The 24756-nt window shown below is 72.8% G+C and carries 27 protein-coding genes; 15 read left to right on the top strand and 12 right to left on the bottom strand.

Translation table 11 applies throughout. The annotated features are described in order from the left end of the window. Nucleotides 1-338: 338 nt before the first annotated feature. Both BM314_RS04960 and motA read right to left on the bottom strand, forming a co-directional pair. On the bottom strand, nt 339-1199 hold the full coding sequence (locus BM314_RS04960) for a flagellar motor protein MotB (RefSeq protein ID WP_020092313.1): 861 nt from the start codon (nt 1197-1199) through the stop codon (nt 339-341). A 22-nt stretch (nt 1200-1221) separates the two neighbouring features. Next, nucleotides 1222-2085 (bottom strand): flagellar motor stator protein MotA, encoded by an 864-nt coding sequence (gene motA / locus BM314_RS04955; RefSeq protein WP_020092314.1) that lies wholly within the window; start codon nt 2083-2085, stop codon nt 1222-1224. A gap of 292 nt (nt 2086-2377) precedes the next feature. On the opposite strand from motA, the gene dusA reads away from it, so the two are divergent. After that, nucleotides 2378-3436, top strand: coding sequence for a tRNA dihydrouridine(20/20a) synthase DusA (dusA, locus tag BM314_RS04950; protein WP_091977202.1), 1059 nt, complete (start codon nt 2378-2380; stop codon nt 3434-3436). A gap of 21 nt (nt 3437-3457) precedes the next feature. On the opposite strand, the gene BM314_RS04945 is transcribed toward dusA, so the two are convergent. Genes BM314_RS04945 through cobS form a run of 3 tightly spaced genes read right to left on the bottom strand, consistent with a single transcriptional unit; the run spans nt 3458 to nt 5245 of the window. After that, the gene (locus tag BM314_RS04945) at nt 3458-4150 is read right to left on the bottom strand and encodes a retropepsin-like aspartic protease family protein (RefSeq protein ID WP_091977201.1); all 693 of its coding nucleotides are present in this window, start codon (nt 4148-4150) and stop codon (nt 3458-3460) included. Next, nucleotides 4147-4359 carry a DUF1289 domain-containing protein gene (locus BM314_RS04940; RefSeq protein ID WP_091977199.1) on the bottom strand — a complete coding sequence of 71 codons (213 nt, stop codon included), beginning with the start codon at nt 4357-4359 and terminating at the stop codon, nt 4147-4149. Before BM314_RS04940 ends, BM314_RS04945 begins: the two co-directional genes overlap by 4 nt. Before the next feature lie 52 nt (nt 4360-4411). Next, nucleotides 4412-5245, bottom strand: a complete 834-nt coding sequence (gene cobS / locus BM314_RS04935) for an adenosylcobinamide-GDP ribazoletransferase (RefSeq protein WP_091925884.1) — start codon at nt 5243-5245, stop codon at nt 4412-4414. Between the two features lie 86 nt (nt 5246-5331). On the opposite strand from cobS, the gene cobT reads away from it, so the two are divergent. Beyond that, entirely contained in the window at nt 5332-6372 is a 1041-nt protein-coding gene (gene cobT, locus BM314_RS04930; protein ID WP_091977198.1) for a nicotinate-nucleotide--dimethylbenzimidazole phosphoribosyltransferase, read from the top strand. Nucleotides 6373-6511: 139 nt separating this feature from the next. On the opposite strand, the gene BM314_RS04925 is transcribed toward cobT, so the two are convergent. Beyond that, complete coding sequence (locus tag BM314_RS04925; protein ID WP_091977196.1) at nt 6512-8104, bottom strand: ABC transporter substrate-binding protein; 1593 nt, start codon at nt 8102-8104, stop codon at nt 6512-6514. Nucleotides 8105-8221: 117 nt separating this feature from the next. Between BM314_RS04925 and BM314_RS04920 the strand changes: the two genes are divergently transcribed. From BM314_RS04920 to queC, 4 genes are all read left to right on the top strand, one after another. Continuing rightward, a complete protein-coding gene (locus tag BM314_RS04920) occupies nt 8222-8899 on the top strand; it encodes a GntR family transcriptional regulator (protein WP_091977195.1) in 678 nt (225 codons plus the stop codon). Nucleotides 8900-9003: 104 nt separating this feature from the next. Next, the gene (locus tag BM314_RS04915) at nt 9004-9957 is read left to right on the top strand and encodes a dihydrodipicolinate synthase family protein (RefSeq protein WP_091680242.1); all 954 of its coding nucleotides are present in this window, start codon (nt 9004-9006) and stop codon (nt 9955-9957) included. A gap of 100 nt (nt 9958-10057) precedes the next feature. Beyond that, nucleotides 10058-10414: a 6-carboxytetrahydropterin synthase QueD gene (gene queD / locus BM314_RS04910; RefSeq protein ID WP_020092323.1), complete on the top strand. Its 357-nt coding sequence runs from the start codon at nt 10058-10060 to the stop codon at nt 10412-10414. Further along, the gene (queC, locus tag BM314_RS04905) at nt 10404-11123 is read left to right on the top strand and encodes a 7-cyano-7-deazaguanine synthase QueC (RefSeq protein WP_020092324.1); all 720 of its coding nucleotides are present in this window, start codon (nt 10404-10406) and stop codon (nt 11121-11123) included. The genes queD and queC overlap by 11 nt, the downstream gene beginning before the upstream one ends. Here queC and BM314_RS04900 read toward each other — a convergent pair. Beyond that, a complete protein-coding gene (locus BM314_RS04900) occupies nt 11110-11676 on the bottom strand; it encodes a TetR/AcrR family transcriptional regulator (RefSeq protein ID WP_026604793.1) in 567 nt (188 codons plus the stop codon). The two genes, queC and BM314_RS04900, sit on opposite strands and share 14 nt — an antisense overlap. A gap of 160 nt (nt 11677-11836) precedes the next feature. On the opposite strand from BM314_RS04900, the gene BM314_RS04895 reads away from it, so the two are divergent. From BM314_RS04895 to BM314_RS04870, 6 genes are all read left to right on the top strand, one after another. Then, nucleotides 11837-12799, top strand: coding sequence for a quinoprotein relay system zinc metallohydrolase 2 (locus BM314_RS04895; RefSeq protein WP_091977193.1), 963 nt, complete (start codon nt 11837-11839; stop codon nt 12797-12799). 41 nt (nt 12800-12840) lie between these two features. Next, the gene (locus tag BM314_RS04890) at nt 12841-13695 is read left to right on the top strand and encodes a quinoprotein dehydrogenase-associated SoxYZ-like carrier (RefSeq protein ID WP_091977191.1); all 855 of its coding nucleotides are present in this window, start codon (nt 12841-12843) and stop codon (nt 13693-13695) included. A gap of 2 nt (nt 13696-13697) precedes the next feature. Next, on the top strand, nt 13698-14294 hold the full coding sequence (locus BM314_RS04885; RefSeq protein WP_091977190.1) for a rhodanese-like domain-containing protein: 597 nt from the start codon (nt 13698-13700) through the stop codon (nt 14292-14294). A gap of 123 nt (nt 14295-14417) precedes the next feature. Further along, nucleotides 14418-15236 carry a 3-methyl-2-oxobutanoate hydroxymethyltransferase gene (panB, locus tag BM314_RS04880; RefSeq protein WP_020092329.1) on the top strand — a complete coding sequence of 273 codons (819 nt, stop codon included), beginning with the start codon at nt 14418-14420 and terminating at the stop codon, nt 15234-15236. A gap of 13 nt (nt 15237-15249) precedes the next feature. Continuing rightward, complete coding sequence (locus BM314_RS04875; RefSeq protein ID WP_020092330.1) at nt 15250-15531, top strand: DUF333 domain-containing protein; 282 nt, start codon at nt 15250-15252, stop codon at nt 15529-15531. 147 nt (nt 15532-15678) lie between these two features. Then, nucleotides 15679-17235, top strand: a complete 1557-nt coding sequence (locus BM314_RS04870) for a serine hydrolase (RefSeq protein WP_091977188.1) — start codon at nt 15679-15681, stop codon at nt 17233-17235. Between the two features lie 9 nt (nt 17236-17244). Here the strand turns inward: BM314_RS04870 and BM314_RS04865 are convergent, their stop codons facing one another. Beyond that, nucleotides 17245-18240 (bottom strand): NUDIX hydrolase, encoded by a 996-nt coding sequence (locus BM314_RS04865; protein ID WP_091977187.1) that lies wholly within the window; start codon nt 18238-18240, stop codon nt 17245-17247. Nucleotides 18241-18458: 218 nt separating this feature from the next. Between BM314_RS04865 and thiE the strand changes: the two genes are divergently transcribed. The 3 genes from thiE to BM314_RS04850 all read left to right on the top strand — a co-directional run bounded on the left by thiE (nt 18459) and on the right by BM314_RS04850 (nt 20762). Next, nucleotides 18459-19187 (top strand): thiamine phosphate synthase, encoded by a 729-nt coding sequence (gene thiE / locus BM314_RS04860; protein WP_091925902.1) that lies wholly within the window; start codon nt 18459-18461, stop codon nt 19185-19187. Next, the gene (thiD, locus tag BM314_RS04855; protein WP_091977185.1) at nt 19184-19999 is read left to right on the top strand and encodes a bifunctional hydroxymethylpyrimidine kinase/phosphomethylpyrimidine kinase; all 816 of its coding nucleotides are present in this window, start codon (nt 19184-19186) and stop codon (nt 19997-19999) included. The genes thiE and thiD overlap by 4 nt, the downstream gene beginning before the upstream one ends. Before the next feature lie 136 nt (nt 20000-20135). Further along, nucleotides 20136-20762, top strand: coding sequence for a helix-turn-helix domain-containing protein (locus BM314_RS04850; RefSeq protein WP_020092335.1), 627 nt, complete (start codon nt 20136-20138; stop codon nt 20760-20762). Here BM314_RS04850 and BM314_RS04845 read toward each other — a convergent pair. The 4 genes from BM314_RS04845 to BM314_RS04830 form a co-directional block, all read right to left on the bottom strand. Continuing rightward, a complete protein-coding gene (locus tag BM314_RS04845; protein WP_091977184.1) occupies nt 20737-21756 on the bottom strand; it encodes a helix-turn-helix domain-containing protein in 1020 nt (339 codons plus the stop codon). The two genes, BM314_RS04850 and BM314_RS04845, sit on opposite strands and share 26 nt — an antisense overlap. A 252-nt stretch (nt 21757-22008) precedes the next feature. Further along, a complete protein-coding gene (locus tag BM314_RS04840) occupies nt 22009-22587 on the bottom strand; it encodes an ABC-type transport auxiliary lipoprotein family protein (RefSeq protein WP_020092337.1) in 579 nt (192 codons plus the stop codon). Between the two features lie 121 nt (nt 22588-22708). After that, nucleotides 22709-23791, bottom strand: coding sequence for an MlaD family protein (locus BM314_RS04835; RefSeq protein WP_091977182.1), 1083 nt, complete (start codon nt 23789-23791; stop codon nt 22709-22711). Nucleotides 23792-23937: 146 nt separating this feature from the next. After that, on the bottom strand, nt 23938-24747 hold the full coding sequence (locus BM314_RS04830; protein WP_056532693.1) for an ABC transporter ATP-binding protein: 810 nt from the start codon (nt 24745-24747) through the stop codon (nt 23938-23940). Between the last annotated feature and the right edge of the window lie 9 nt (nt 24748-24756).

The following is a 24756-nucleotide window of genomic DNA, read 5'->3' as shown; positions in this document are numbered from 1 at the left end:
ACGCTGTCGCGCCCCGTGGAGCGCGCGGCGCGCGGCCCGACCGCGACATCGATTTCCGGCGTCCCGGCCGAGAGGATGCCCGGGGCTGACCCGGATCGCGCCGGTGCGGCCTCGAACCCGGAGGCTCCGAGCGCGGCGGACTCAGGGATCGCGGTGCCGCTCGCGGGCGGCGCGGGCGCTCGGCCCGGTCGCGGGCCACCCGCGCCGCCTCGACACCGCGCGCCGGAAGCGACGCGGCGGCGCGCGGTCCCGCGCGGAGCGCGTGACGCGCCGCGGTGACGTGAGGCGGCATCGACGGCGCGCCGCGTCGCGGTCCGACGCGGCGCGCCGTTCCGGCGTCAGCGGAGAAGGTTCGGGGGCACCGGCGGGCTCGCGTTGAGCAGCGTGATCGTCACCCGCCGGTTCGGCGCGAGGTAGGGATTGTCCGGGAAAACCGGCTCCGTGTCGCCGCGTCCCGACACGGAGGAGAAGTTGTCGTTGGGAACCCCGGCACCCGACAGGACCTCGCGCACGGCGAGGGCACGCCCAGCGGAGAGGTTCCAGGGCTCGCCGGCCCGCGTCGAGCCCGGGCGCGCGACGGCCGTGTAGCCGGTGATCGACAGGCGGTTAGGCAGCCGCCGGATGGCGGGCGCGAGGGCCTCCAGCACGCGACGGGTACGGTCGTAGGGCTCGACGGACCCCTCGCGGAACATGGCGCGGCCGTCCTGGTCCACGAGGGAGACGTTCACGCCCTCCTTGGTCTGCTCGATCACGATGTTCTTCGACAGTTCGGCGATGTCGGGCATCGTCTGGAGCGCCTGCCGGAGGCTGGCTATGGCGCTGAAATTGGCCTCCACGTTGGCGACCGGGCGGCTGGCATCGACGTCGCTGACGCGCCCTGGGCTGGTCGGGCGCGTGATCTCCTCCCGCTCGGCGGAGCCCCGCTCCGCGTCGCGGGGCGTGGACGGCTTGTTGCCGGACGTGTCGAGGGCGGTCCCGTACAGGATTCCGCCGGCGCCGCTGGTCGCAGGGCTCAGAGCCGCCGGCGAGAAGTACTCCGCCAGGCCGATCTTCTGCTCCTGCGTCGTCATGCTGATCAGCCACATCAGCAGGAAGAACGCCATCATGGCGGTCACGAAGTCCGCGTAGGCGATCTTCCAGGCCCCGCCGTGGTGGGCGTGGGCGGCCTTCTTGACCTTCTTGATGATGATCGTCGCCATGGACTCCCTCCCGGATGTCGGATCAGCTCTGGGCGGGCAGAGCGGCGGTCGCCGCTTCCACTTCGTTGAAGGTCGGGCGGACGTCGCTCATCAGGGACTTGCGGGCGAACTCGACCGCCATCACCGGCGGCTGGCCGGCGATGTGGGCGAGCAGCCCCGCCTTGAGCGAGAGATAGTACTTGGACTCGGCCTCGAAGAGGCTCTTGAGCGACTGCGCCATGGGCCCGAAGAAGCCGTAGGCCACGAAGACGCCGAAGAAGGTGCCGACGAGCGCGCCGCCGATCAGGTGTCCCAGCACCTCCGGCGGCTCCTTGATCGCCCCCATCGTCTTGATCACGCCGAGCACGGCGGCGACGATGCCGAGCGCCGGCGTCCCGTCGGCGAGCGACTGCATGGCCGAGACGACGCGCTCCTGCTCCTGATGGTGCGTCTCCAGTTCCTCATCCATGAGCGCGTCGATCTCGTGGACGTTGTTGGCGCCCAGCGTCACCATGCGCATGTAGTCGCAGACGAACTCGACCGCGTGGTGGTTCGCCGCGAAGGTCGGGAAGGCGTTGAACAGCGTCGACTCGCCCGGATCCTCGATGTGCGGCTCGAGCGCCATCGCACCCTTCTGCTTCGCGAGCTTGAACAACGAATACTGCATTCCCAGCAGCTCGACATAGGATTGCTGGTTGTACTTGGGGCCCTTGATCAGCGTGCCCAGCATAGCGGGCACGGCCTTGAGCACCGGCCCGGTGTTGCCGATGACGAAGGCGCCGATCGCCGCACCCAGGATGATGACGAACTCGAACGGCTGCCACAGGACCAGCAGATGGCCGCCCATCGCCGCGTAGCTGCCGAAGACGCAGGCGAAGACGATCACTGTGCCGACGATCAGCCGCATGATGTGCCATCCTTGCGCGGCGGCAGATGCACCCCGCGCGACGCTACCAATGACCTGGGAAATCACTGATCTTGGTTAACGGCGCGTTTAGAGCCGCGGCGGGCGCGCCGGTCGACGGTCCGGGCCCCGCGGTGGACCGTGCCGTCTCTTTTGACGACGATCCGGGCGTGATACCCCGTCGTCCCGTGCTTCCCCGCGGACTCGACGATGGTCCCCATCGCGCCCCCCGCGGTGGGACCGGACGGGGCCGAGCGGGCACGCCACAGCCGGATTCCGAGCAGTCCGACGCCCGATGGGGCATCGCCGAGGTACAGCACGAGAGCGACAGCAAGTGATTGCCGCAACGGAAGAACCTGGAAATCTCAGCGGATGGCGCTTCTCCGTCGCCCCGATGATGGACTGGACGGACCGCCACTGCCGGGCGTTCCACCGGTCCCTCTCGGCGCGCGCCCGCCTCTACACCGAGATGGTGACGACCGGCGCGGTGCTGCACGGGCCGCGGGAGCGCCTGCTCGGCTTCGCGGAGATCGAGCACCCGGTGGCGGTCCAGCTCGGCGGCTCGGACCCGGCGGACCTGGCGCGGGCCGCCCGGATCGCCGCGGATCTCGGCTACGACGAGGTCAATCTCAACGTCGGCTGCCCCTCGGACCGGGTGCAGGAGGGCCGCTTCGGCGCCTGCCTGATGCGCGAGCCGGCCCTGGTCGGCGACTGCGTCGCCGCCATGAAGGCCGCGGTCCCCGTGCCTGTAACGGTGAAGTGCCGGATCGGCGTCGACGACCAGGACCCCGAGGCGGCGCTCGACACCCTGGCCGACGCCGTGGTGGCGGCGGGCGTCGACGGGCTGATCGTCCACGCCCGCAAGGCCTGGCTCCAGGGGCTCTCGCCCAAGGAGAACCGGGACGTGCCGCCCCTCGATTACGGCCGCGCCGCGCGGCTGAAGCGGCGCCTTCCCGGCCTGCCGATCGCGGTCAACGGCGGCCTGCGCGACCTGGATTCCGCGCGGGCGCGGCTCGCCGAGGTCGACGGCGTCATGGTCGGCCGCGCCGCCTACACCGAGCCGGCGCTCCTGCTCGGGGTCGATCCCGACCTGTTCGGCGTGCCGGCCCCGGCCCCCGACGCCTTCGCGGCGGTCGCGGCGTTCGAGCCCTACATCGCCGCGTGCCTCGCCCGGGGCGAGCGCCTCCACGCGGTCACCCGGCACATGCTCGGCCTGTTCAACGGCCGGCCGGGCGCGCGGGCCTTCCGGCGCCACCTCTCGACACACGGCATGCGCCCGGAGGCCGACCTCGCGACCCTGCGGGAGGCGGTGGCGCTGGTCTCCCGCGCCGCCCCCGAGGCCCGCGCCGCCTGAGCGCCTTGCGCGGCGGCCCGGTCAGGGCCGGCGCAGGATCAGGCGGTCGCCCCGGACCTCGTAGCCGGAGAGCCGCGACAGGAAGGTCTGGCCGAGGAGGTTCGCCGAGAGCGCGCCCGGCTTGGCCACCATGGCGTTGATGCGCCGCTCGGTGATCGTCCCGACGCTGAGCGAGTCGAGCTGGGTCGGCGCCGCGTAGGTGATGCCGTTGGCGGTGGAGACGCGGGCGGTGAACTCGGCGGGCGCGGGCGTGAGCCCCAGCGCGGCGGCGTTCTCGGCGGTGAGCACGACGCTGCTCGCCCCGGTGTCGAACAGGAAAGGCTGCACCCGGCCGTTGACCAAGGCGTCGACCCGGAAATCGCCGTCCGCCCGCCGGGTGACGGTGACGGCGCCGTCGCCGCTCGAGGTCGCGCTCCCCGGCCGGAGATCGCCGAGCACCCGGGCGCCGACATCCTGGATCCGGTCGCGGTAGCTGTAGCCGATCACCAGGGCGAGGCCGATCAGCGCCCAGGCCAGGAGCGCCTGCAGGTTCGCGCCGAGCCGGGCCGTGAACTGCCGCCAGAACCCGGCCACCACCAAGAGCAGGATCGTGCCGGTCCAGGCGAGGTTCGCCAACTGGTCGGGCTCGATCACGCCGCCGACCCTGTCGCTGCCGTCGCTGAGGACCAGGGCGACGAGAACCAGGGCGAGGGCCGCGAGGCCGAGATAGATCATGACGGCAGCGGCCCTTCCAGGGGGGTGAGGCCGGCGGCCCGCATCCGGGCGCCGAGCCCCGCCATCACGGCGCGGCGCCGGTCCTCCGACAGCGAGCCCCAGGCGGCGATCTCGTCGCGGGTCCGGCCGCAGCCGCAGCACAGGCCGGTCGCGGCGTCGAGGACGCAGACCTTGGTGCAGGGCGAGGAGGGTTTCGGCGCGGGCGGCATCGGTGATCCTTGGCCGGGGGATCGTGGCCGGGTCAAGACGCGGCGGCCTCCCTCAATCCGCCACGCCCGCCGTCGCCGCCACCAGGGCCAGCAGGGCGGCGATCTCCGCGACCTGCTGGCAGGCGCCGATGACGTCGCCGGTCTGGCCGCCGATCCTGGCGCGCGCCAGCCGGGTCAGGCCCAGGGCCGCGAGGCCGGCGCACAGGATCATCAGAGCGATCCCGCCGACAGGCAGGCCGAGGGGCACGGCGCCGAGCGCCAGCACCGCGCCGAGGCCCAGCGCGGTGGCGAGGCTCGCCCGGCCCGGGCGGCCGACCGAGGCGGAGAGGCCGCCCGGCCGCGCCGGCGCGAGCAGCACCATCGGGGCGAGGGCGGCGACCCGCGACAGGGCGGCCGCCAGGATCAGGCCGGTCACGGCCGCGTGGCCGATCCGGTCGAGGAGCGTCGCCAGGGCGCCGATCCGCAGGGCCAGCGCCAGGACCAGGGCGGCGCCACCGTAGGCGCCGATCCGGCTGTCGCGCATGATCTCCAGGCGGCGCTCCCGGGTGGCGCCGCCGCCGAACCCGTCGGCGACGTCCGCGAGCCCGTCCTCGTGGAGGGCGCCGGTCGCCACCACGGCGACCGCCACCGCGAGGGTCGCGGCCAGGAACGGCCCGAGCCCGACGGCCCAGCCGGCCGCCAGCACCAGGGCGGCGGGCAGCGCCAGGATCAGGCCGGCCAGCGGCAGCATCCGCGGCAGGGTGGTGAAGTCGGGGCTCCGGTGCGGGTCCGGCTCGCCGGGCAGTTGCGGCACCGGCAGGCGGGAGTAGAAGCGCAGGCACCCGGCGAGGTCGTAGAGGGCGCCGCGCCCGGGCCAGTCGGCCTCCCCGCCGGTCTGCCTGTCCATCGCGGCCTCTCGCATCCGCCCGCCACCGCGCGCCGCTCCCGTATAGTCTCCCCGTCCGGAGGCGCCCACAGGAAATCATCGCCGCCATGACCGATTCGACGACCGCTCCCGAACCCGGCCCCTTCGACGACATCCGCAACCTGTTGAAGGCGATGCCGGGCCCCGACGCGGAGGCGAAGGAAGCCGTCGCGGCCCGGGACGCGACCCTGACGAAGCCCGCCGGTTCGCTGGGGCGCCTGGAGAGCCTCGTTACGTGGCTGGCGGCGTGGCAGGGCAAGGCGCCGCCGACCTTCGACCGGCCGCTGGTCTGCGTCTTCGCCGGCAGCCACGGGGTCACGCGCCGCGGCGTCTCGGCCTTCCCGGACGCGGTCAACCGCCAGATGCTCGACAACTTCGCCGCCGGGGGCGGGGCGATCAACCAGATCTGCGCGGCCTACGGCCTCGGCTTCAAGGTGTTCGACCTCGCCCTCGACATGCCCACCGGCGACATCGCGGAGGCGCCGGCCCTCGACGAGCGCGCCACGGTCGCCACCATGGCGTTCGGCATGGAGGCGGTGGCCGCCGGCACCGACTGCCTCGGCATCGGCGAGATGGGCATCGGCAACACCACGGTGGCGGCCGCCCTCTACGCCGCCCTGTTCGGCGGCGATCCCGCCCACTGGGTCGGGCGCGGCACGGGAGTCGACCGGGACGGCCTGTCCCGGAAGGTCGCGGCCGTGGAGGCGGCGCTCGCGCACCATGCCGGCCACCTCGACGACCCGCTCCAGGTCCTGGCGCGCCTCGGCGGCCGGGAGATCGCCGCCATGGCGGGGGCGATCCTGGCCGCGCGGCTGCAGCGCATCCCGGTGGTGATCGACGGCTACGTGGCGACCGCCGCCGCGGCCGTGCTGCACGCCGCCGACCCGGGCGCCCTCGACCACTGCCTCGCCGGCCACGTCTCGGCGGAGGGCGCCCACGCGGAGGTTCTGGAGCGGCTCGGGCTGGTGCCGCTGCTGGCGCTCGGCATGCGCCTCGGCGAGGCCTCGGGCGCCGGCATGGCGATGGGCCTGCTGAAGGGCGCGCTCGCCTGCCACACCGGCATGGCGACCTTCGCGCAGGCCGGCGTGTCGGGGAAGGGCGCGGGCTGAAGACGCAGACGCACCCGAGACGCCGCGTCTTCGCGAGCGGAGCGAAGCAATCCAGCGGCGCCACGCCCATCAGCGGCCCGCTGCCCTGGGTTGCTTCGCTGCGCTCGCAAAGACGAACCTTCCTCGGGAGCGCCCGGACTCAGGCGGTCTTCTCGATGTTCCAGAAGAACTGCACCGGGGCCATGACCATGCCCTTGAGCTTCGAACTCACGGCCATCGGCTGCTGCACGAGGCCTGCCAGGGCGTAGGGCACGACCGCGAAGGCCCGCTCCTCGATGCGCGCGGCGAGCGCCTTCTGCTGCGCCTCGTCGCTGGTGGCGATCCACTCGCTGCGCAGGCCCTCCAGGGTCGGGTCGTCCGGCCAGCCGAACCACGCCGCCTGACCGTTGGCGCGGATCAGCGGGTGGAGCGCCGGGTTCAGCACGTCGGCCCCCGACCAGAGGGTGTGGAACAGCGACCAGCCGCCGGCATCGACCGGCCCGCGGTTGCCGCGGCGGGCGATGAAGCTGCCCCAGTCGGTCGAGACCAGATCGACGTTCATGCCGAGCTGCTTGAGCAGGTCCTGGGTCACCAGCGACTGGTTGTAGGCGATCGGCTGGTCGGCCGGGGCCAGCAGCACCACGCGCTCGCCCTTGTAGCCGGCCTTGGCCAGCATCGCCTTGGCCTTGGCGAGGTCCGCCTGCATGGCCGCGGCCCCGCCGGCCCCGGTCGACATCGGCGAGCCCGGCGTGAAGAAGGTCTTGGCCTCCCGGTAGTATTCGGGGCTGCCGACCACCGCCTGCATGTAGTCGTCCTGCTTCATGGCCATCATCACGGCCCGGCGGATCTCGGGATTGTTGAACGGCGGCTGCGTGTGGTTGAACCGCATCAGCAGGATCAGCCCGAGCGGCACGTTGCGGATCTCGATCCCCGGCTTGCCCTTGAGGACGGGGATCAGGTCGATCGCCGGCTGCTCGTACCAGTCGACCGCGCCCTGGATCATCGCGCCCACCGCCGCCGAGGCCTCGGTGATGGCGAGCCACTCGATCCGGTCGACCTTGGCGACCTTGCCGCCGGCCGCCCAGGAGGGCGCCTCCTCGCGGGGTCGGTAGCCCGCGTGGCGGGTGTAGATCGCGTTCTGGCCGGGGATCCATTCCCGCGCCTCGAAGCGCCAGGGCCCGGAGCCCGTGGCGTCGGCGATCGGCTTGGACGCGTCCTGGAGGGCGACGCGCTCCGGCATGATGAAGGGCACGTTCGAGGACAGCTTGCCGAGCGCCGCCGGGAGCAGAGGGAACGGCTTCTTCAGCGCGACCGTGAAGGTCCGCGGGTCCTCCTGGCCGTACCCCTCCACGAAGCCCGCCAGGGTCTGGCCGAACGCGTCCCGCTTGGACCAGCGCGCGATGGACGCGATGCAGTCCTTGGCCTCGACGGGGGAGCCGTCGTGGAACGTGAGGCCGTCGCGGAGATGGAAGGTCCAGCGCAGGCCGTCGGGCGCGGTCTGCCACTCGCTCACCATCTGCGGCTGGATGCGGAAATTCTCGTCGGTGGCGAACAGCGTGTCGTAGACGAGATAGCCGTGATTGCGGATGACGTAGCTCGTGGCGACGATCGGATCGAGGGACGGCAGGGGCGTCGACGGGATGAAGCGCAGCACGCTGCCGCCGCCGGGCTGGGCCCGGACCAGGTGCGGGAGGCCGAGGCCGGCGGCCGCGCCTGCGGTACCGGCCAGGATCTGGCGGCGGGAGAGCGTCATCGCGGGCACCCTTGTCGTGATCGAGCCCGTTGCCCGATTGATTTTATACAATTTCAACACCGGAGCTCCGCCGTCAAGGGTCCTGCGGGGCATCCGGGGTCGACCGGGAGCGAGACGATGAAGAACCGGACCATCGCGGGCTCGATCGGGACCGAGATCCGGCGACGCATCCTCGACGGGCGCTATCCGGCCGGGTCGCAGCTCCGGCAGGACGGCCTCGCGGCGGAGTTCGGCGCCAGCCGGATCCCGGTGCGCGAGGCCCTGTTCCAGCTGGAGGCCGAGGGCCTCGTGCGGATCCTGCCCCATCGCGGGGCCATGGTGGCGCCGCTCTCGCCGGCGGACGCGGCCGAGGCCCTCGAGCTCCGGGGCGCCCTCGAGCCGCGCCTCCTGGCCCTCTCGGCGCCCCGCCTGACGGCCGACGATTACGCCCGGGCCGACACCCTCTTGGAGGAGTACGCCGCGGCCCTGCGGGCGGGCGCGACGGCGCGCTGGGGCGCCCTCAACACGGAGCTGCACCTCCTCCTCTACGGCCGGGCGGAGCGGCCCCGCGCCCTCGGGCTGGTCGGCTCGCTGCTGGCCGAGTGCGACCGCTACACCCGCCTCCAGCTCTCCACCGACAGCGCCGAGCTGGAGCGGGCCGACCGCGAGCACCGCGAGATCGTCCGGCTGTGCCGGAACGGCCACGTCTCGGCCGCCTGCGCCCTCCTGACCGACCATATCGACCACGTCGCCGCCGCGCTGATGGCGTTCCTCGGCGCCGCGCCGGCCCCGACCCGCGCGACAGGAATTGTATAAAATCCTTGCCAGACTCGCGCGGCGCTGCCATGGAGAGGCGTGCCGCCCCGCGAGGCCCGCGGGGCCGGCCGGGACGATCCCACCTCCCAGCAGGCGAGCCGGCGATGGCCTTCGATCGACACATCTTCTCCGGCACGATCCCGGCCCTGATGACGCCCTGCCGGCCGGACCGGACGCCCGACCTCGACGCCCTGGCGCGCAAGGGGCGGGAGCTCGTCGATGCCGGCATGTCGGCGGTCGTCTACTGCGGCTCGATGGGCGACTGGCCGCTGCTCACCGACGAGGAGCGGATGGCGGGCGTCGAGCGGCTGCTCGCCGCCGGCGTCCCGGTGATCGTGGGGACCGGCGCGCAGAACCCGAAGCGGGCGGCGGCGCTCGCGGCCCACGCCAAGGCGGCCGGCGCCCACGGCCTGATGATCATCCCGCGGGTCCTGTCGCGCGGCAGCTCGGCCGCGGCCCAGGAGGCGCATTTCGGCGGCATCCTGGAGGCGGCCGTCGACCTGCCGTCGGTGATCTACAACAGCCCCTATTACGGGTTCGAGACCCGGGCGGACCTGTTCTTCCGCCTGCGCGCCCGCCACCCGCACCTCGTCGGCTTCAAGGAATTCGGCGGCGCGGCCTCGCTCACCTACGCGGCCGAGCACATCACCGGCCAGTCCCCCGACATCACCCTGATGGTCGGGGTGGATACCCAGGTGGTGCACGGCTACGTCAATTGCGGCGCCCGGGGCGCCATCACGGGCATCGGCAACGTCCTGCCGCGGGAGGTGCTCCACCTCGTCGCCCTGTGCGAGAAGGCCGCCGCGGGCGACGTCCGGGCCCGGCGCCGGGCCGAGGAACTCGACGCCGCGCTGGCGATCCTGTCGAGCTTCGACGAGGGGACCGACCTCGTCCTCTACTACAAGCACCTGATGGTGCTGGAGGGGAACCCGGAATACGCGCTGCACTTCAACGCCACCGACGCGCTCAGCGCCGGTCAGCGCCACTACGCGGAGACGCAGCTGCGCCTGTTCAAGGCGTGGTACGCGCAGTGGTCGGAAGCCGGCGCCGGGGCCTGATCCCCGGCCGCGCCGCCGAACGCAGGGCAGCCCGCCTTTGCGCGGGACCGCCCGTCGGCGCTATGGCGGGGGCGAGATCGGCCACACCCGCGAACCGTCCATGAAGATCACCCAAGCCTTCACCTTCGAGGCGGCCCACCGGCTGCCGAACGTGCCCGAGACCCACCGCTGCCACCGGATGCACGGGCATTCCTACCGGGTCGAGCTGACGGTCGCCGGCCCGGTCGATCCCCACACCGGCTGGGTGATCGACTTCTACGACATCGAGTCGATCTTCGGGCCGCTGCTCGCCCGGCTCGACCACCACTGCCTCAACGAGATCGAGGGGCTGGAGAACCCGACCGCCGAGAACATCGCGGCCTGGATCTGGCAGCGCCTCCGGCCGGACCTGCCGGGCCTCGCGCTCGTGCGGGTCGCCGAGACCCCGATGTCCTGGGCCGAGTACGATGGCGAGTGACGCCGCCATCCCGGGGGACCGCGCCGCGCTGGTGCTGTTCTCCGGGGGCCAGGATTCGGCCACCTGCCTGGCCTGGGCGCTCGACCAATTCGACCACGTCGAGACCCTCGGCTTCGACTACGGCCAGCGCCACCGGGTCGAGCTCGACCGCCGCGCGGCCCTGCGGGCGGGCACGACCGCCCTCGATCCCGCCTGGGCGGCCCGCCTCGGCGAGGACCACACGCTCGCCCTCGACGCCCTCGGGCAGGTCTCCGAGACGGCGCTGACCCGGGAGGCCGCGATCGGCTACGAGGCGTCGGGCCTGCCCAACACCTTCGTGCCCGGCCGCAACCTCGTGTTCCTGACCTTCGCGGCGGCGCTCGCCTACCGGCGCGGGCTCCGGCACGTGGTCGGCGGCATGTGCGAGACCGACTATTCCGGCTACCCGGATTGCCGCGACGACACGATCAAGGCCCTGCAGGTGGCGCTCAATCTCGGCATGGAGCGGCGCTTCGTGCTGCACACGCCGCTGATGTGGCTCGACAAGGCGCAGACCTGGGAGCTGGCCGAGAGCCTCGGCGGGCGGGCGCTGGTCGACCTGATCGTCGAGGAGAGCCACACCTGCTACCTCGGCGAGCGCGGGCAGCGGCATCCCTGGGGCTACGGCTGCGGCACCTGCCCGGCCTGCCGGCTGCGGGCGGACGGCTACGCCCGGTTCACTGCGGCCTGAGGCCGTCGACCAGCACCGCCAGCGTCCCCCGGAAGGCGTCGGGGCTCGCGAACAGGCGCTCCATCAGGAGCGCCCCCTCCAGGGTGGCGACGACGTAGCGGGCGAGCGCCGCCGGATCCGCGCCGCCGCGCACGCTGCCATCCACCTGGCCCGCGCGCAGGATGCCTTCCAGCCACGCGAGATGGTCCGCGAAGAAGGCCGCGACGTCCCGGCGCAGGCGCTCGGGCAGGGCCTCGCCCTCGATGGCCAGCGCCGCGCAGAGGCAGCCGAGCCCCTGCTCGACGCCGCCGAGATAGAGCCGCCCGTAGGCCTCGACCCGGCCCGGCCCGTCCGGCACGTCCCGGCGGATCGCCTCCAGGGCCGCGGCGTAGCGCGCCGCGTAGGCCGCCACCAGGGCGGCGCCGAGATCGACCTTGGTGGGGAAGTGGTGGTGGATGCTCGCCTTGCGGATGCCCACCGCCGCCGCGAGGTCGGCGTAGCTGAAGCCGGCGAAGCCGCGGCCCCGCACCAGGGTCTCGGCCTGCATCAGCAACTCGGCGCGGGTATCCCTCATCGCGGCGAACGTCGCTCCAAAACTCACCCCCGTCATCGCACGAAGTCACGCGAACGTGCGGCCGCGGCGGGGACCGGCTCCCGGCGACCCCTTGACGGACGATCAATCTACCTACTTAATGGTAGACAATCAAGAACGGGCAAGATCGGGAGGTTTCGGCATGACGGCACGCGCCGTCCATCCGCGGGTGCAGACCGCCGGGCCGACGCGACGGCACGCCCTCTTCGCGGGGCTCTGCCTGTGCTGCCTGCCGACGCTGGGCCGCGCCGCCGAGAGCTTCACGATGGAGGAGGTCGGGCCGGGCCTGTACGTGCGCAAGGGCCTGATCGCCGACGCCACCCCCGACAACGCCGACGCCATCGCCAATATCGGCTTCCTCGTCGGCAGGACCGGCGTGGTGGTGACCGAGTCCGGCGGCAGCCTCGCCGACGGCCAGTGGCTGCGCGCCGAGATCGCCAAGCGCACGGACAAGCCGATCACTCACGTGGTTCTGACCCACGTCCACCCGGACCACGTCTTCGGGGCGGGGGCCTTCGTCCAAGACAAGCCGGTCTTCATCGGCCACGCCAAGCTCACCGAGGCCCTGGCGGCCCGGGGCGAGTTCTACCGCAAGCGGCTGATCGACCTGCTCGGCGAGGACCGGACCGGGCCTGTGGTCTACCCGACCATGACCGTCGCCGACACGGCCGAGATCGACCTCGGCGACCGCCGCCTGACCTTCACGGCGCACGGTCCGGCGCACACCACCTCGGACCTGTCGATGATCGATTCCGGCAGCGGCCTGCTGTTCCCCGCCGACCTGCTGTTCGTGAACCGGATCCCCTCCCTCGACGGCAGCCTCAAGGGCTGGCTCGCCGAGATCGAGCGGCTGAAGGCCATGGGTCCCGCCCGGGCCGTCCCGGGCCACGGCCCCGTCGCGGTCGACCTCGCCCCGGCGCTCGCCGACCTCTCCGGCTACCTGACCGCCCTGCGCGACGGCACCCGGGCGGCGATCGCCAAGGACGTGCCCATCGAGAAGGCCGTGACCAGCGTCGCGGCGGACCAGCGCGACAAGTGGGCCCTGTTCGACACCTACAACGGCCGCAACGTCACCGTGGCCTACCAGGAACTCGAGTGGGAATAGGTTTCAGAATCCCCATATCCAAGCCAATCGGGAGGCACGCCATGACGCACAGGATCGGACAGACCTTCATCGGACAGACCTTCTCCACCCTCGCCCTCGGTCTCGTCCTGGCGACGACGGCCCTGTCGGGACCGCTCGCCGGCGCCGCGCGGGCGGCCGGCGCCTCCGACACCGATCAGGAGCGGGCGGCCCGCTGGCAGGAGATCGCCAAGTCGATCTTCGGCGACCGCCAGATCGCCCCGACCGACAGCCTCGTGAAGATCGAGGCGCCCGCCCGGGCGCTCGACGCCGCCCTGGTGCCGATCACCCTGACCATGCCCAAGGACGGGCAGATCAAGGCGGTCTCGCTGATCATCGACGACAACCCGGCGCCCTACGCGGCCAAGTTCGAGTTCGGGCCGGCCGCCGACCCGGCCGAGCTGAAGCTGCGCGTGCGGGTCAACAACTACACCGACATGCACGCCGTGGTGGAGACCACGGACGGCAAGCTCTACGAGGCCAAGCAGTTCGTGAAGGCCTCCGGCGGCTGCTCGGCCCCGATGGGGATGAGCGACGAGGAGGCCATGAAGGGCATGGGCGACATGCGCATGAAGTTCGCCGAGACGGCGGCCGGCAAGCCCGTGGAGGCGACGCTGATGATCCGCCACCCGAACTTCTCCGGCATGCAGATGAACCAGGTGACCCGCGACTACACGCCGGCGCGCTACATCGACAAGCTCACCGTCTCGGCGGGCGACCGGAAGGTCTTCACCATGACGGGCGACATCTCGATCGCCTCGAACCCGGTGATCAACTTCGCGTTCAAGCCGGACGGCAAGCCGATCCAGGTGGCGGCCTCCGACAACCAGGGCGGCCAGTGGCAGCACAGCTTCACCGCGCCGAGCCCGACGAACTGACCATGCGGCGCCTCCGCCTGACCGGCCGGGCCGCGGCGGCCTGCGCCGCGCTCCTCTGCCTCGCCGCGGCGCCGGCCGATTCGCCGGTGAACGTGCCCGAGCCGGAGGGGCTCTACGCCGGCCCTCCGAAGGGCTACACGCCGCAGACCCTCAAGGGTGCCGCGGTGGTCGACGCCGACGCCGTCGCCGCCCTGATCGCCGGCCCCGACAAGCCGGTGCTGCTCGACGTGGCGGCTCCGGACCGCAAGCCGTCGAACTTCCCGGAGGGCCGCCTCTGGCTGCCGGTGCATCCGTCGATCCCCGGCGCCGTCTGGATGCCGGAGGCCGGCGCCGAGCCCCTGGCGCCGGCGCGCGAGGCGCTCTTCTACGCCCGCGTCGCGGCGCTGACCGGGGGCGACAAGGCGAAGCCCGTCGTGGTGTTCTGCCACGTCGAGTGCTGGGGCAGCTGGAACGCCGCCAAGCGGCTGGTGCTGAAGGGCTATACCGGCGTGCGCTGGTTCCCCGAGGGCGTCGAGGGCTGGCAGGAGATGCACGAGACCGCGAACCTGACGGTCGATCCGGACTGGAAGGCGGGCGCCGAGCCGCAGGCGGGGCGCTGACCCGCATCGCCGGGCATTGTAAGAGACGCCGCGGAACGAGGCTCGCGTGGCGGGGCGCCCCCTCTCCCGGGCGGGAGAGGGGGCCCGCGCCGCGTCCCGAGTGGCCGGAATGAGGTCTGAACCATGTCGCAGGTCGTGCAGTCCCGACGGCTCCGGGCGGTCGATATCGGCAAGCGCAAGGCCGAGGGGCGCAAGATCATCGCGCTCACCGCCTACCACGCCCACACGGCCGGCATCGTCGATCCCTATTGCGACTTCATCCTCGTGGGCGATTCCCTCGGCATGGTGATGCACGGGATGGAATCGACGATCCCCGTGACCCTGGAGATGATGATCCTCCAGGCCCAGGCGGTGATCCGCGGCACGCAGAAGGCGCTGGTCGTGGTCGACATGCCGTTCGGCTCCTACGAGGCGAGCCGGGAGCAGGCCTTCCTCAGCGCCTCCCGGGTTCTCAAGGAGACCGGCGCCGGCGCGATCAAGATGGAGGGCGGCGCCCATTTCGCCGAGACGGTGGCGTTCCTCGTCCAGCGCGGCGTGCCGGTGATGGGCCATATCGGCCTCACCCCGCAGGCGGTGAACACGATGGGCGGCTTCAAGGTCCAGGGCCGGGCCCCCGACGACGAGCGCCGCCTCCTGGAGGATGCCCGCGCCATCTCGGAGGCCGGCGCCTTCGCGATCGTGCTCGAGGGCATCGTCGAGCCGGTGGCGCGGGCGATCGCGACCTCCCCCCAGGTCACCGCCGCCACGATCGGCATCGGCGCCTCGGCGGTCTGCGACGGCCAGATCCTGGTGCTGGAGGACATGCTCGGCCTGTCCGAGCGCACGCCGAAATTCGTGCGCCAGTTCGGGAGCCTGCGGACCCACATCGAGGACGCCGTGAAAGCCTACGCGGACGAGGTCCGGGCCGGCCGGTTCCCGGCCGACGACCACACCTACGGTTAGGGCAGGGCGGCCCATGACGCGCATGATCGGACCGTGGAGGGCGCCCGCCGCGTGGCCTGTCCGCGCGCTCGCGGTCTGCGCCGCCCTTGCCGGATCGGGGCCGGCCCGCGCGCTGGAGAATCCGGCCTCGGCTTTCTGCGCGACGATGGGCGGGCAGACGATCCTCGCGAAGCTGCCCGATGGCGGCACGATCGGGCTCTGCGCCCTTCCGGGGCGGAAGATCGTCGAGGAATGGACGCTGTACCGGATGCTCCGCGGCGTGAAGCCGGCACCCGGCGCCGACCCGTTCCGCTAGCCCGGCCCGGTTCCCGAACAGTCTTCGTCCGTGTCCGTCGGGCCGGCCCGCGCATTCGCGGCGCGGCACGGGGCGGCGCGATTGATTTCGCCGGCCCGACGATGCCACTCTCGAGGTCCGAGCTCTCTCAGGCGGGATCGACGACTCATGCAGCGGGCCCGATCGCGCCGGCGCCTCGTCGGCGCGTGCCTCGCCCTCGGCGTGATCGCGGCCGGGCCCGGAGCCGGATCCGCCGGGACGCTGACGCGGGCGCAGGTCGAGGCGCAGCTGCCGGCGCTGGAGGCGCTGGCGCGGCGGGCTGTCGACGCGGGCGCGGTGCCGGGCCTCGCGGTCGCGGTCGTCCTCGGCGACGAGACGCTCCTCCTGAAGGGATACGGCCTCAGGCAGGCCGGGAAGCCCGAGCCGGTCGGCCCCGACACGGTCTTCCAGATCGCCTCCCTGTCCAAGCCCGTCACCGCGACGATCGTGGCCGCCCTGGTCGGCGACGGGGTGGTCGACTGGGATTCGCGCGTCGCGGATCTCGATCCCGCCTTCCAGCTGCACGAGCCCTACCCGACCGCGCAGGTCACGGTGCGCGACTTCCTCAACCATCGCAGCGGCCTGCCGGGGACCGCCGGCGACGATCTGGAGGCGATCGGCTTCGGCCGCGACGCGATCCTGCACCGGCTGCGCCTCGCGCCGCCCGCCTCCAGCTTCCGCGCCGGCTACGCCTACAGCAATTTCGGCTTCACCGAGGGCGCGGTCGCCGCCGCGAAACCGACCGGCCAGCCCTGGGAGGCGGTGGCCCGGGATCGGCTGTTCCGGCCGCTCGGGATGACCGCCACCGGCACGACCCACGCGGATTTCCTCAGCCGGCCCGACCGCGCGGCGCTCCACGTCCGGGCCGGCGGCGTCTGGACCGCCAAGATCGAGCGGGATCCCGACGCACAGGCACCGGCCGGCGGCGTCAGCAGCGATGTCCGCGACCTCTCCCGATGGCTGCGGCTCGTGATCGGCAAGGGCCGTTTCGAGGGCGCGCAGCGCGTCGCGGCCCCGGCCCTGGCGCAGACGCACGTCCCGCTCATGGCCCGCGGCCGCAACCCCGTGACCGGCGGCGCGTCCTTCTACGGCCTCGGCTGGAACGTCGAGTACGGCCGCCACGGCCTCGTCTGGGGCCACGCCGGCGCCTTCAGCGTCGGCGCGCAGACGCTCGTCTCGATCCATCCGGAGGCCGGTCTCGGGATCCTCGTCCTGACCAACGCCTTCCCGTCCGGCGTGCCGGAGGGGCTGGCCGACAGCTTCGCCGACCTCGTCTTCGACGGCCGCGTCGACCGGGACTGGGTGACGGCCTGGGGCGCCGCCTACGAGAACCTGTTCGCGCCCGGCATCGCCGCCGACAATGCGGCCTACGGCACGCCGCCGGCGCCGCCCGCCGCGCCCCTGGCGCTCTCGGCCTATGCCGGGCGCTACGCCAACGCCTATGTCGGCGAGGCCGTCGTGGTGGAGGCGGACGGCGCCCTGACGCTGACGGTCGGCCCCGCGGGGGCGCGCCGCTACCCCCTCCGGCACTTCGCCCGCGACCTCTTCCTCAGCTTCCCGGACGCCGAGGCGCCCGACCGCCCCTCCGCCGTCCGCTTCGCCATCGGCAGCGACGGCCGGGCCGCCGCCGTGACGGTGGACGCGCTCGACGCGAGCGGGCTCGGCACCCTGGCGCGGCGAGACTGACCGCCGCCGTCACCCCGCCCGCCGCGACGGCAGCCGCAGGCCCGGGGCCGGGCGCTCCAGCAGCACCTCCCGGCGGAAGCGCACCAGCCGCGCCGGCCGGCCGGCGGCGCCGCTGGTCACGCTCTCGGTCTCCTCCACCAGCCCCTGCTGGGCCACGAGGCGCCGGAAGTTCTGCTTGTGCAGCTGCGTCCCCGACAGGGCCTCCACGGTCCTCTGCAGCTGCAGCAGGGTGAATTCCGGTGGCATCAGCTCGAACACCACCGGGCGGTACTTGATCTTGCCCCGGAGCCGGCCGATCGCGGTCGCGAGCACCCGCCGGTGGTCGAACGCCATGGGGACGCCGGTCGGGTCGTTCGGCAGGGCCGGGCCGGGATTGCCCCGCGCCTCCGGGATCAGCCCAGCCTCGAACAGCAGCTCGTAGCGCTCCAGGACGCGCTCCTCGTTCCACGTGCCGCCGTTCATGCCGAAGGTCAGGCCGAGGCGGTCGAGGCGGCGGGTCCGGGTGGCGCAGTCCGCGGGCTCGGACGCCCATTCGGCGAGCCGCGCCTCGATGGCGTCGAGCTGGCGCGGGCGCCCCTGCCGGAAATCCTCGTAGGGCAGGTAGCGGTACCAGTTCTGCCACGCGGCCTCGGCGAGCCCCGCCGGCCGCTCCTCGCGGACGAGCGCCAGATAAGCCACCGAGAGGGAGTGCACCCCCGACAGGGTCGCCGTGCCGGAGCGGTCGCGGTCGCCGAAGGTGTAGAGCTGCTCCACGTAGCCGAGGCGCTGGTGCGTCTGCCGCTCCACCCAGGCGCGCAGGCCCCGCTCCAGCGTGGCGTGCTCGGGGACGAGGGGGCCGGCCGGCAGGCCGTCGCCGCGGCCGGGCGCCTGGTCGGGGACCCGGATGGTCAGGGCGCGCGGCTCCCCCTTGGTCGCGGCGACGATCACCGCGACGAGGCCTACGGAGGAGCGCTCCGGCGGGGCCTGCCCCCCGCGCGCGTCCGTCTGGGCCGCGGCACCCGTCATCGTTCCTCGACCGTCCGTCCCCCGGGATGCGCCGTAGCGGATCCCACCTATAGGGGGACAGGATCGCCGCGCGTCAACGCCGCCGTATGACGGAGCGGGGGGGGCCCGTCGACGCACCGCTGTCCACCCGCCGCTTGCCAACGCCGCGAGCCCTGCCCAAACAGGGGTCCGGGTAGGCCGGCACGGGACCGGCCGAGGCGGACTGAGCGACGACAGCGATGCCAGCGAGCGCGACTTCCCCCGCAGATTCCCCCTCGACCCCGACCGGCAGCCGGGCCGTCGACCTGCGGCTCTACGGGCTCCTCGATGTCGGCGTCTGCGGCGCCGACGGGGCGCGGCTGGCGGAGCTCGGCGCCGAGGCGGTGGCGGGGGGCTGCACCCTGCTCCAGTACCGCGAGAAGGACATCGCCGATGCCCGCGCCGCCCTGGCGCGGATCCGGGCGATCCTGGCGGCGGTGGGCGGCCGCGTCCCGGTCCTCGTCAACGACCGCGTCGACCTCGCCCTCGCGGCCGGAGCCGACGGGGTGCATCTCGGCCAGGGCGACCTCCACCCGGCCGACGCCCGCCGGCTGCTGGGGGAGGGCGCGATCATCGGCCTCACCCTGAAGAAGCCCGCCCAGGCCGACGAATTGTACCGGCTGCCCGTCGACTACGCCTGCATCGGCGGCGTGTTCGCCACCACCAGCAAGGACAATCCCGACCCGCCGGTGGGCCTCGACGGCTTCGCCAGCATCGCCTTCCGCGCCCGCCTCGCCCGCGGAGCCGGCCTGCCGCTCGGCGCCATCGCGGGGATCGGGCTCGACAACGCCGCCGCGGTGGTCGCCGCGGGGGCGGACGGGGTCGCGGTGATCACCGCGCTGTTCGGCGCGGAGTCGGTGCGCCAGCGCGCCCGCGACCTGCGCGCGCGGATCGACGGCGCCCTGGCGGAGCGGGCCGGCGCCCGATGAGCGGCCCCGCGCCCATCGCGGTCACGATCGCGGGCTCGGATTCCGGCGGCGGCGCCGGCATCCAGGCGGACCTCAAGACCTTCTCGGCGCTCGGCGTCTACGGCGCCAGCGTGATCACGGCGCTGACCGCGCAGAACACGACGGGGGTCCAGGGCATCCACGACGTGCCGGCGGATTTCATCGCCCGGCAGATCGACAGCGTGTTCTCCGACCTCGCCGTGAGGGCCGTGAAGATCGGCATGCTGTCGCAGACCGCGGTGATCGCGGCGGTCGCCGACGGCCTGGCGCGCCACGCCGGGTCGATCCCGGTCGTCCTCGACCCGGTGATGGTCGCCACCAGCGGCGACCGGCTGATCACCGACGACGCCGTGGCGACGCTCCGCGAGCGGCTGCTCCCGCGGGCCGACCTGATCACCCCCAACCTGCCGGAGGCGGCGGTGCTCCTCGGCGAGCCCGTCGCCGCGGACGCGGCAGCGATCGTGGCCCAGGCGCGGCGGCTGGTCGCCCTCGGCGCCCGGGCGGTGCTGATCAAGGGCGGCCACGGCGCGGGGCGCGAGAGCATCGACCACCTCGTCACGGCGGACGGCACCCTGCGGACCCTGTCGGCGCCGCGGATCGCGACGCGTAACACCCACGGCACCGGCTGCACCCTCTCGGCGGCGGTGGCGGCGGGCCTCGCCCAGGGCCTGGCCCTGCCGGAGGCGGTGGCGGAGGCCAAGGCCTACCTCACGGCCGCCCTCGCGGCGGCGGACAGCCTCGCGGTCGGGACGGGGCACGGGCCAGTCCACCACTTCCACGCCGTCTGGACTTAGAGGCCGATCCGGCCGCCGCTTTCCGGTGCGCACGCCGCCGCGCACGCCGCCCGCCGCCTTGCAACCGGGCGTCGATTGCGTTTGAAGAAGCGTACGATCGTTCGGATAATGGAACGGTGCAGGCGGATCGGGGACGATGCAGGATCAGGCGGAACGGCCCGACCGGGCGCGCGGGCGCGACCTGCTGACCGGCGCGCAGGTGCTCTCCGGCCAGCTCGGCAAGACCATCCAGCGGCTGCGCAAGGCCTACAACCTGTCGCTCTCGGAACTCGCCGAGCAGTCCGGCGTGGCCAAGTCGATCATCAGCCAGATCGAGCGCAACGAGACCAACCCGACGCTGGCGACGATCTGGCGCCTGTCCCAGGCCCTCGACGTGTCGATCGAGCGGGTGTTGGCGGCCGGCGACGAGGAGCCGTTCATCGAGAAGACCTCCCGGGCCGACACGCCGATCCTCGTCTCCGAGGACGGGAAGGTGCGGCTGGCGATCATCGGCTGGCTCAAGACGATCGAGTGGCTGCAATGGTACGAGGTCACGGCCGACCCGGGCGGCGTCCTCGACTCGGACCCGCACCAGCGCGGCTCGGTGGAGTCGCTCTCGGTCACCGAGGGGGCGTTCGAGGTCGAGATCGGCGGCGTCGTGCAGCGGGCGCGGGCCGGCGAGACCCTGCGCTACCGCTGCGACCGGCCCCACCTCGTGCGCTGCACGGACGGTCCGGCCCGGGCCACCATGGTGGTGATCATGAAGGCCGCCGTGATGGAGTGAGGCGGCCCGGTCGGCCCTCCGGCCCACCCTCGGCGCCCCGCGCGAGGGCGCGCACGCGGTAGTCGCGGGGGCTCAGGCCGTAGCGCTCCTTGAAGCGGCGGGAGAAGTGAGACTGGCTGAGGAAGCCGCAGCCATACGCCAAGGTCCCCAGCGGCATGTGGAGGCAGCCCGGATCGGCCAAGCGCTTGGCGGCCGCCTCGAGCCTGCGGTGCCAGATCCAGTCGGAGATGTGCCGGTCCTGCGCGCGGAACAGCGCCTGCAGCCGGCGCAGGGACACGCCGGCCGCGGCCGCGAGCCGGGGCGGGTCCAGGGTCGGATCGTGGAGATGGGCCTCGAGATAGGCCCGGGCGCGCTGCACCACGACGCTGTCCTGGACGGGCCGCTGCGCCTCCCGCGCGAGCCGCTCCGCGAGGCTGGCGACGATGAGGTCGAGCCCCGTGGAGACCATGCTCTCGGCCACCTGGGGCGTCAGCCGGTCGCCCAGGCTGAGCAGGTTGCCCAGGAACGACCGGGTCAGGGTCGCGGTCGGCAGATCGCCGCCGACAGTCACGCCGGCGAACAGGCGCGCGGAGCCCAGAGCCCCCTCCAGCCGCTCCCGCGGGATCCCGATGGCCAGCACCTCGCTGTAGCCGCTGTGCTCGATCGTCCAGGGTGTATTCGTATCCCGGATCGAGAAGTCGCCGACCCGATCCGTGCTCGACCGATCGTACTGATCCGCGCGGACCTGTCCCGAGAGCACGATGCTCATGAACAGGTGGTCGGTCTTGTGGTTTTCATGGCGAAGCGTGCGCGGCGTCGTGGCCGCCCGCAGGTTGCGCAGCGCGAATTTCGTGAAGACCAGGCCGCCGATACTGGCCCCCTCGATCGTCGCGTTAAAGGGCTCGTCGTTGAGACAAGTCTGCGCCATCGGAACCAAGCGATCTTCGCAGACATCTCGCCAAAGGCGAAACTTGTCCTTCTCCAATACACCTTCAGTTGAGAACAGAGTCTGCATCGCGGCAGCCGTATGACCGCGATTGCTGCGAACCGCAACCGCGCCCCGTCCACGCACGCCGCCGCGGCGCCGCGGGACACGGATTGATCGGCAGGAAATCCCGCGCGCCCACGATGGACCGTCGGGCCCGTCCCATCACCCGTGGCGCCTGTCGGGCCGTGGAGCGGATCCGCACGGCTGGCATTCGGAGGACGTTCCGTCGCGAGCGCCCCGCCCCGGCGGGGGCGTCGGCGCGGCCCGGCCGCGGGGCCGTCAGCGCCCGCTGTTCACCCAGCGCACCACGTCGGCCAGCACGATGCTCAGCGCCTGATCGAGGGCGCGGGCGCCGCTGCCGGCATCGATCTTGGACACCGGCACGCGGGCCGTGAAGATCCGCGCCGCCGCAACCCTGCCGGTGCCGTCGGCCACGAGCTTCAGCGACAGGTCGACCACCGCCTCGCCGGTCCCGGACTGCACGTCGAAGGCGCGGATTTCGCTGATCAGCTGGTAGTCGGCCACGACCTTGTCGCCGGGCCGGCTCACCGAGCGGAGCCGCCCGGAATTCTCCAGGCTCTGGATGAGCCGCGTCTGGATCAGGCGCGGCAGCCGGTCGGCCCACTGGCCGCCGCCCAGGAACGACAGGGCGCCGCCGTTCTCGCGGACGATGATCCGGTCGGCCTCGAAGGGCTGGATGCTCACCGGCTCCGAGACCGCGATCGAGCGGCCGGCCGCGATCGGCCGCCCCGCGGCCGGCAGCGCCGCGAGGTCGAAGGTGAGGGGCGCCGCGCCGCCGCAGCCACCCAGGAGGGCGGCGAGCAGCGCGGCGGCGGCGATGTGGGACGAGCGGACCATACGCATGACCTGAAGGACCCCGCCGGCGAACGGCGGAGCTGTATAAGCTATGCGGTTAAAACTAATCCGCTGCGGCATCCGTGCCGTGCGCCGGGACACATCCGCCCGGCGACGCGGCATTTCACCGGCCACCGTTGTATTCAGGCAACGAAGGCTTGCCGCCGAAGATCACCTGGCTCGGGTCGCGCTCCAGGCTGCGCACCGTGCGGTTGAGGGTGCTCAGGGTCCGCTGCCCGTCCCCCGACAGGGCCTCGACCTCCCGGCGGCCGGTGCCGCTCAGCCGGCCGAAATTGGCCGAGATGCTGGCGGTGCGCTTGTCGAGGTTCTCCGACATGGTCCGGAACGCCTTGCCGGCGTCGCGCACCGAGATCGCCGCCGCGCGGATCTCCGTGAAGGTGCTGGAGCCCTCCTGGCCGGAGGCCGAGCCCAGGAAGCTCTGGGCGCCGTTCAGCACCGCGTCGATCTTGTCGGCCGAGGCGCTGAGCTTGCCGGCGAGCAGCCGGGCGTCGTGCACGCCGGCCTCGATGTCGGGGCTGGCCTTGGACAGGGCGGCCGAGAAGCGGTCGGCGTTGTCGATCACCCGGCCGAGCTTGGCCCCGTCCACGGCCTTGACCAGCGCCGAGATGTTCGGGCCGGCATCGGCCAGCGTCTTCGAGAAGGTCTCGACGTTGGTCAGCGACCGGTTGATCGCCCCCTCGTTGGCGGAGACCAGCCGGTCGAGGCGGGCCAGCATGTCGTCGGCCCGCTGCGCCACCTGGCGCGCCAGCGCCATCATGTCCTGCATGTCGGAGGAATCGGCGAAGATCGTCGGCGGCTCGCCGTTGGCCATCGGGGTCAGCACCGGCGCGTCGGCGTTGCCGCCCGACAGGGAGATCACCGAGACGCCGGTGAGCATCGCCGAGTCGAGGCGGGCGCGGGTGTCGGCCCGGAGCGGGGTCGCGGGATCGACCTTGATCGTGGCGAGCACCCGGCGGGGATCCTGCGGGGCGAGGCGGATGTCGGTGACCTCGCCGACCTTGATGCCGTTGAAGTTCACGCTCGAGCCGCGCGACAAGCCACCGACCGAGCCGGAGAAGACGATGCGGACGAGCTGGCTGACCTGCCGCGAGGAGCCGCCGGAGAGCCACAGCACGGTGCCGAAGCCCGCCAGGATGACGGCGATCGTGAAGGCCCCGATCAGGGCGTAGTTCGCGCGGGTTTCCATGCGCTCAACCTGCGGTTCTGGCCGGCGGAGATCCGGCCGGGCCTGGAGCCCCGGCTCCCGGAGGGGAGCAGGGCGGGATCTGGGTGGGACGGCGGCGATCGGGCATCGGGTCAGGCACGGGATCAGGCACGGGATCAGGCATGGGATCAGGCATGGGCCGAGGCGCCCCCCGTCGCGATGGTCCGGGCGCGCTTGCCGTGGAAGTACGAGCGCAGCCAGGGATGGTCGCTCGCCAGCATCTCGTCGATCGTGCCGGCGGCGATGATCTGGCCGTCGCCGAGCGCCGCGATGCGGTCGCAGGCGGTGTAGAGGCTGTCGAGGTCGTGGGTGACCATGAACACGGTCAGCCCCAGCGTCTCCTTGAGGGTCGAGACGAGGTCGTCGAACTCGCCCGCGCCGATCGGGTCGAGGCCCGAGGTCGGCTCGTCGAGGAACAGGATCTCGGGATCGAGCGCCAGGGAGCGGGCGAGCGCCGCGCGCTTGATCATGCCGCCCGACAATTCCGAGGGCAGCTTGTCGGCGGCGTCGGGCTTCAGGCCGACCATCTCGATCTTGAGCCGGGCGAACTCGTCGAGCAGGCGCTCGGACAGGTTCAGGTGCTCGCGCATCGGCACCTGGATGTTCTGCTTGACGGTGAGAGCCGAGAACAGGGCGCCCTGCTGGAACAGCACGCCCCAGCGCTGCTCCATCCGGCGCCGCTCCGCGTAGGTGAGTTCGTCGACGTCGCGGCCGAACACCTCGATGGTCCCGGCCCGCTTCGGGTTGAGGCCGAGGATCGTCCGGGTGAGCACCGACTTGCCCTGGCCCGAGGGCCCGACGAAGCCCAGGATCTCGCCGGCGCGGATGTCGAGGCTCAGGCCCTTCAGGATGTTGCGGTCGCGGAAGCCGACCACGAGGTCGCGCACGCGGATGATCGGGGCGGGGCCATTCGGCGAGGCGGTCATCGGGGCATTCATCGCGGCGGC

Source organism: Methylobacterium sp. 13MFTsu3.1M2, assembly GCF_900112625.1.
Classification (GTDB): Bacteria; Pseudomonadota; Alphaproteobacteria; order Rhizobiales; family Beijerinckiaceae; genus Methylobacterium.
Note: the sequence above shows the minus strand (reverse complement) of the source record. Positions and strands in the feature narration are given on the sequence as shown.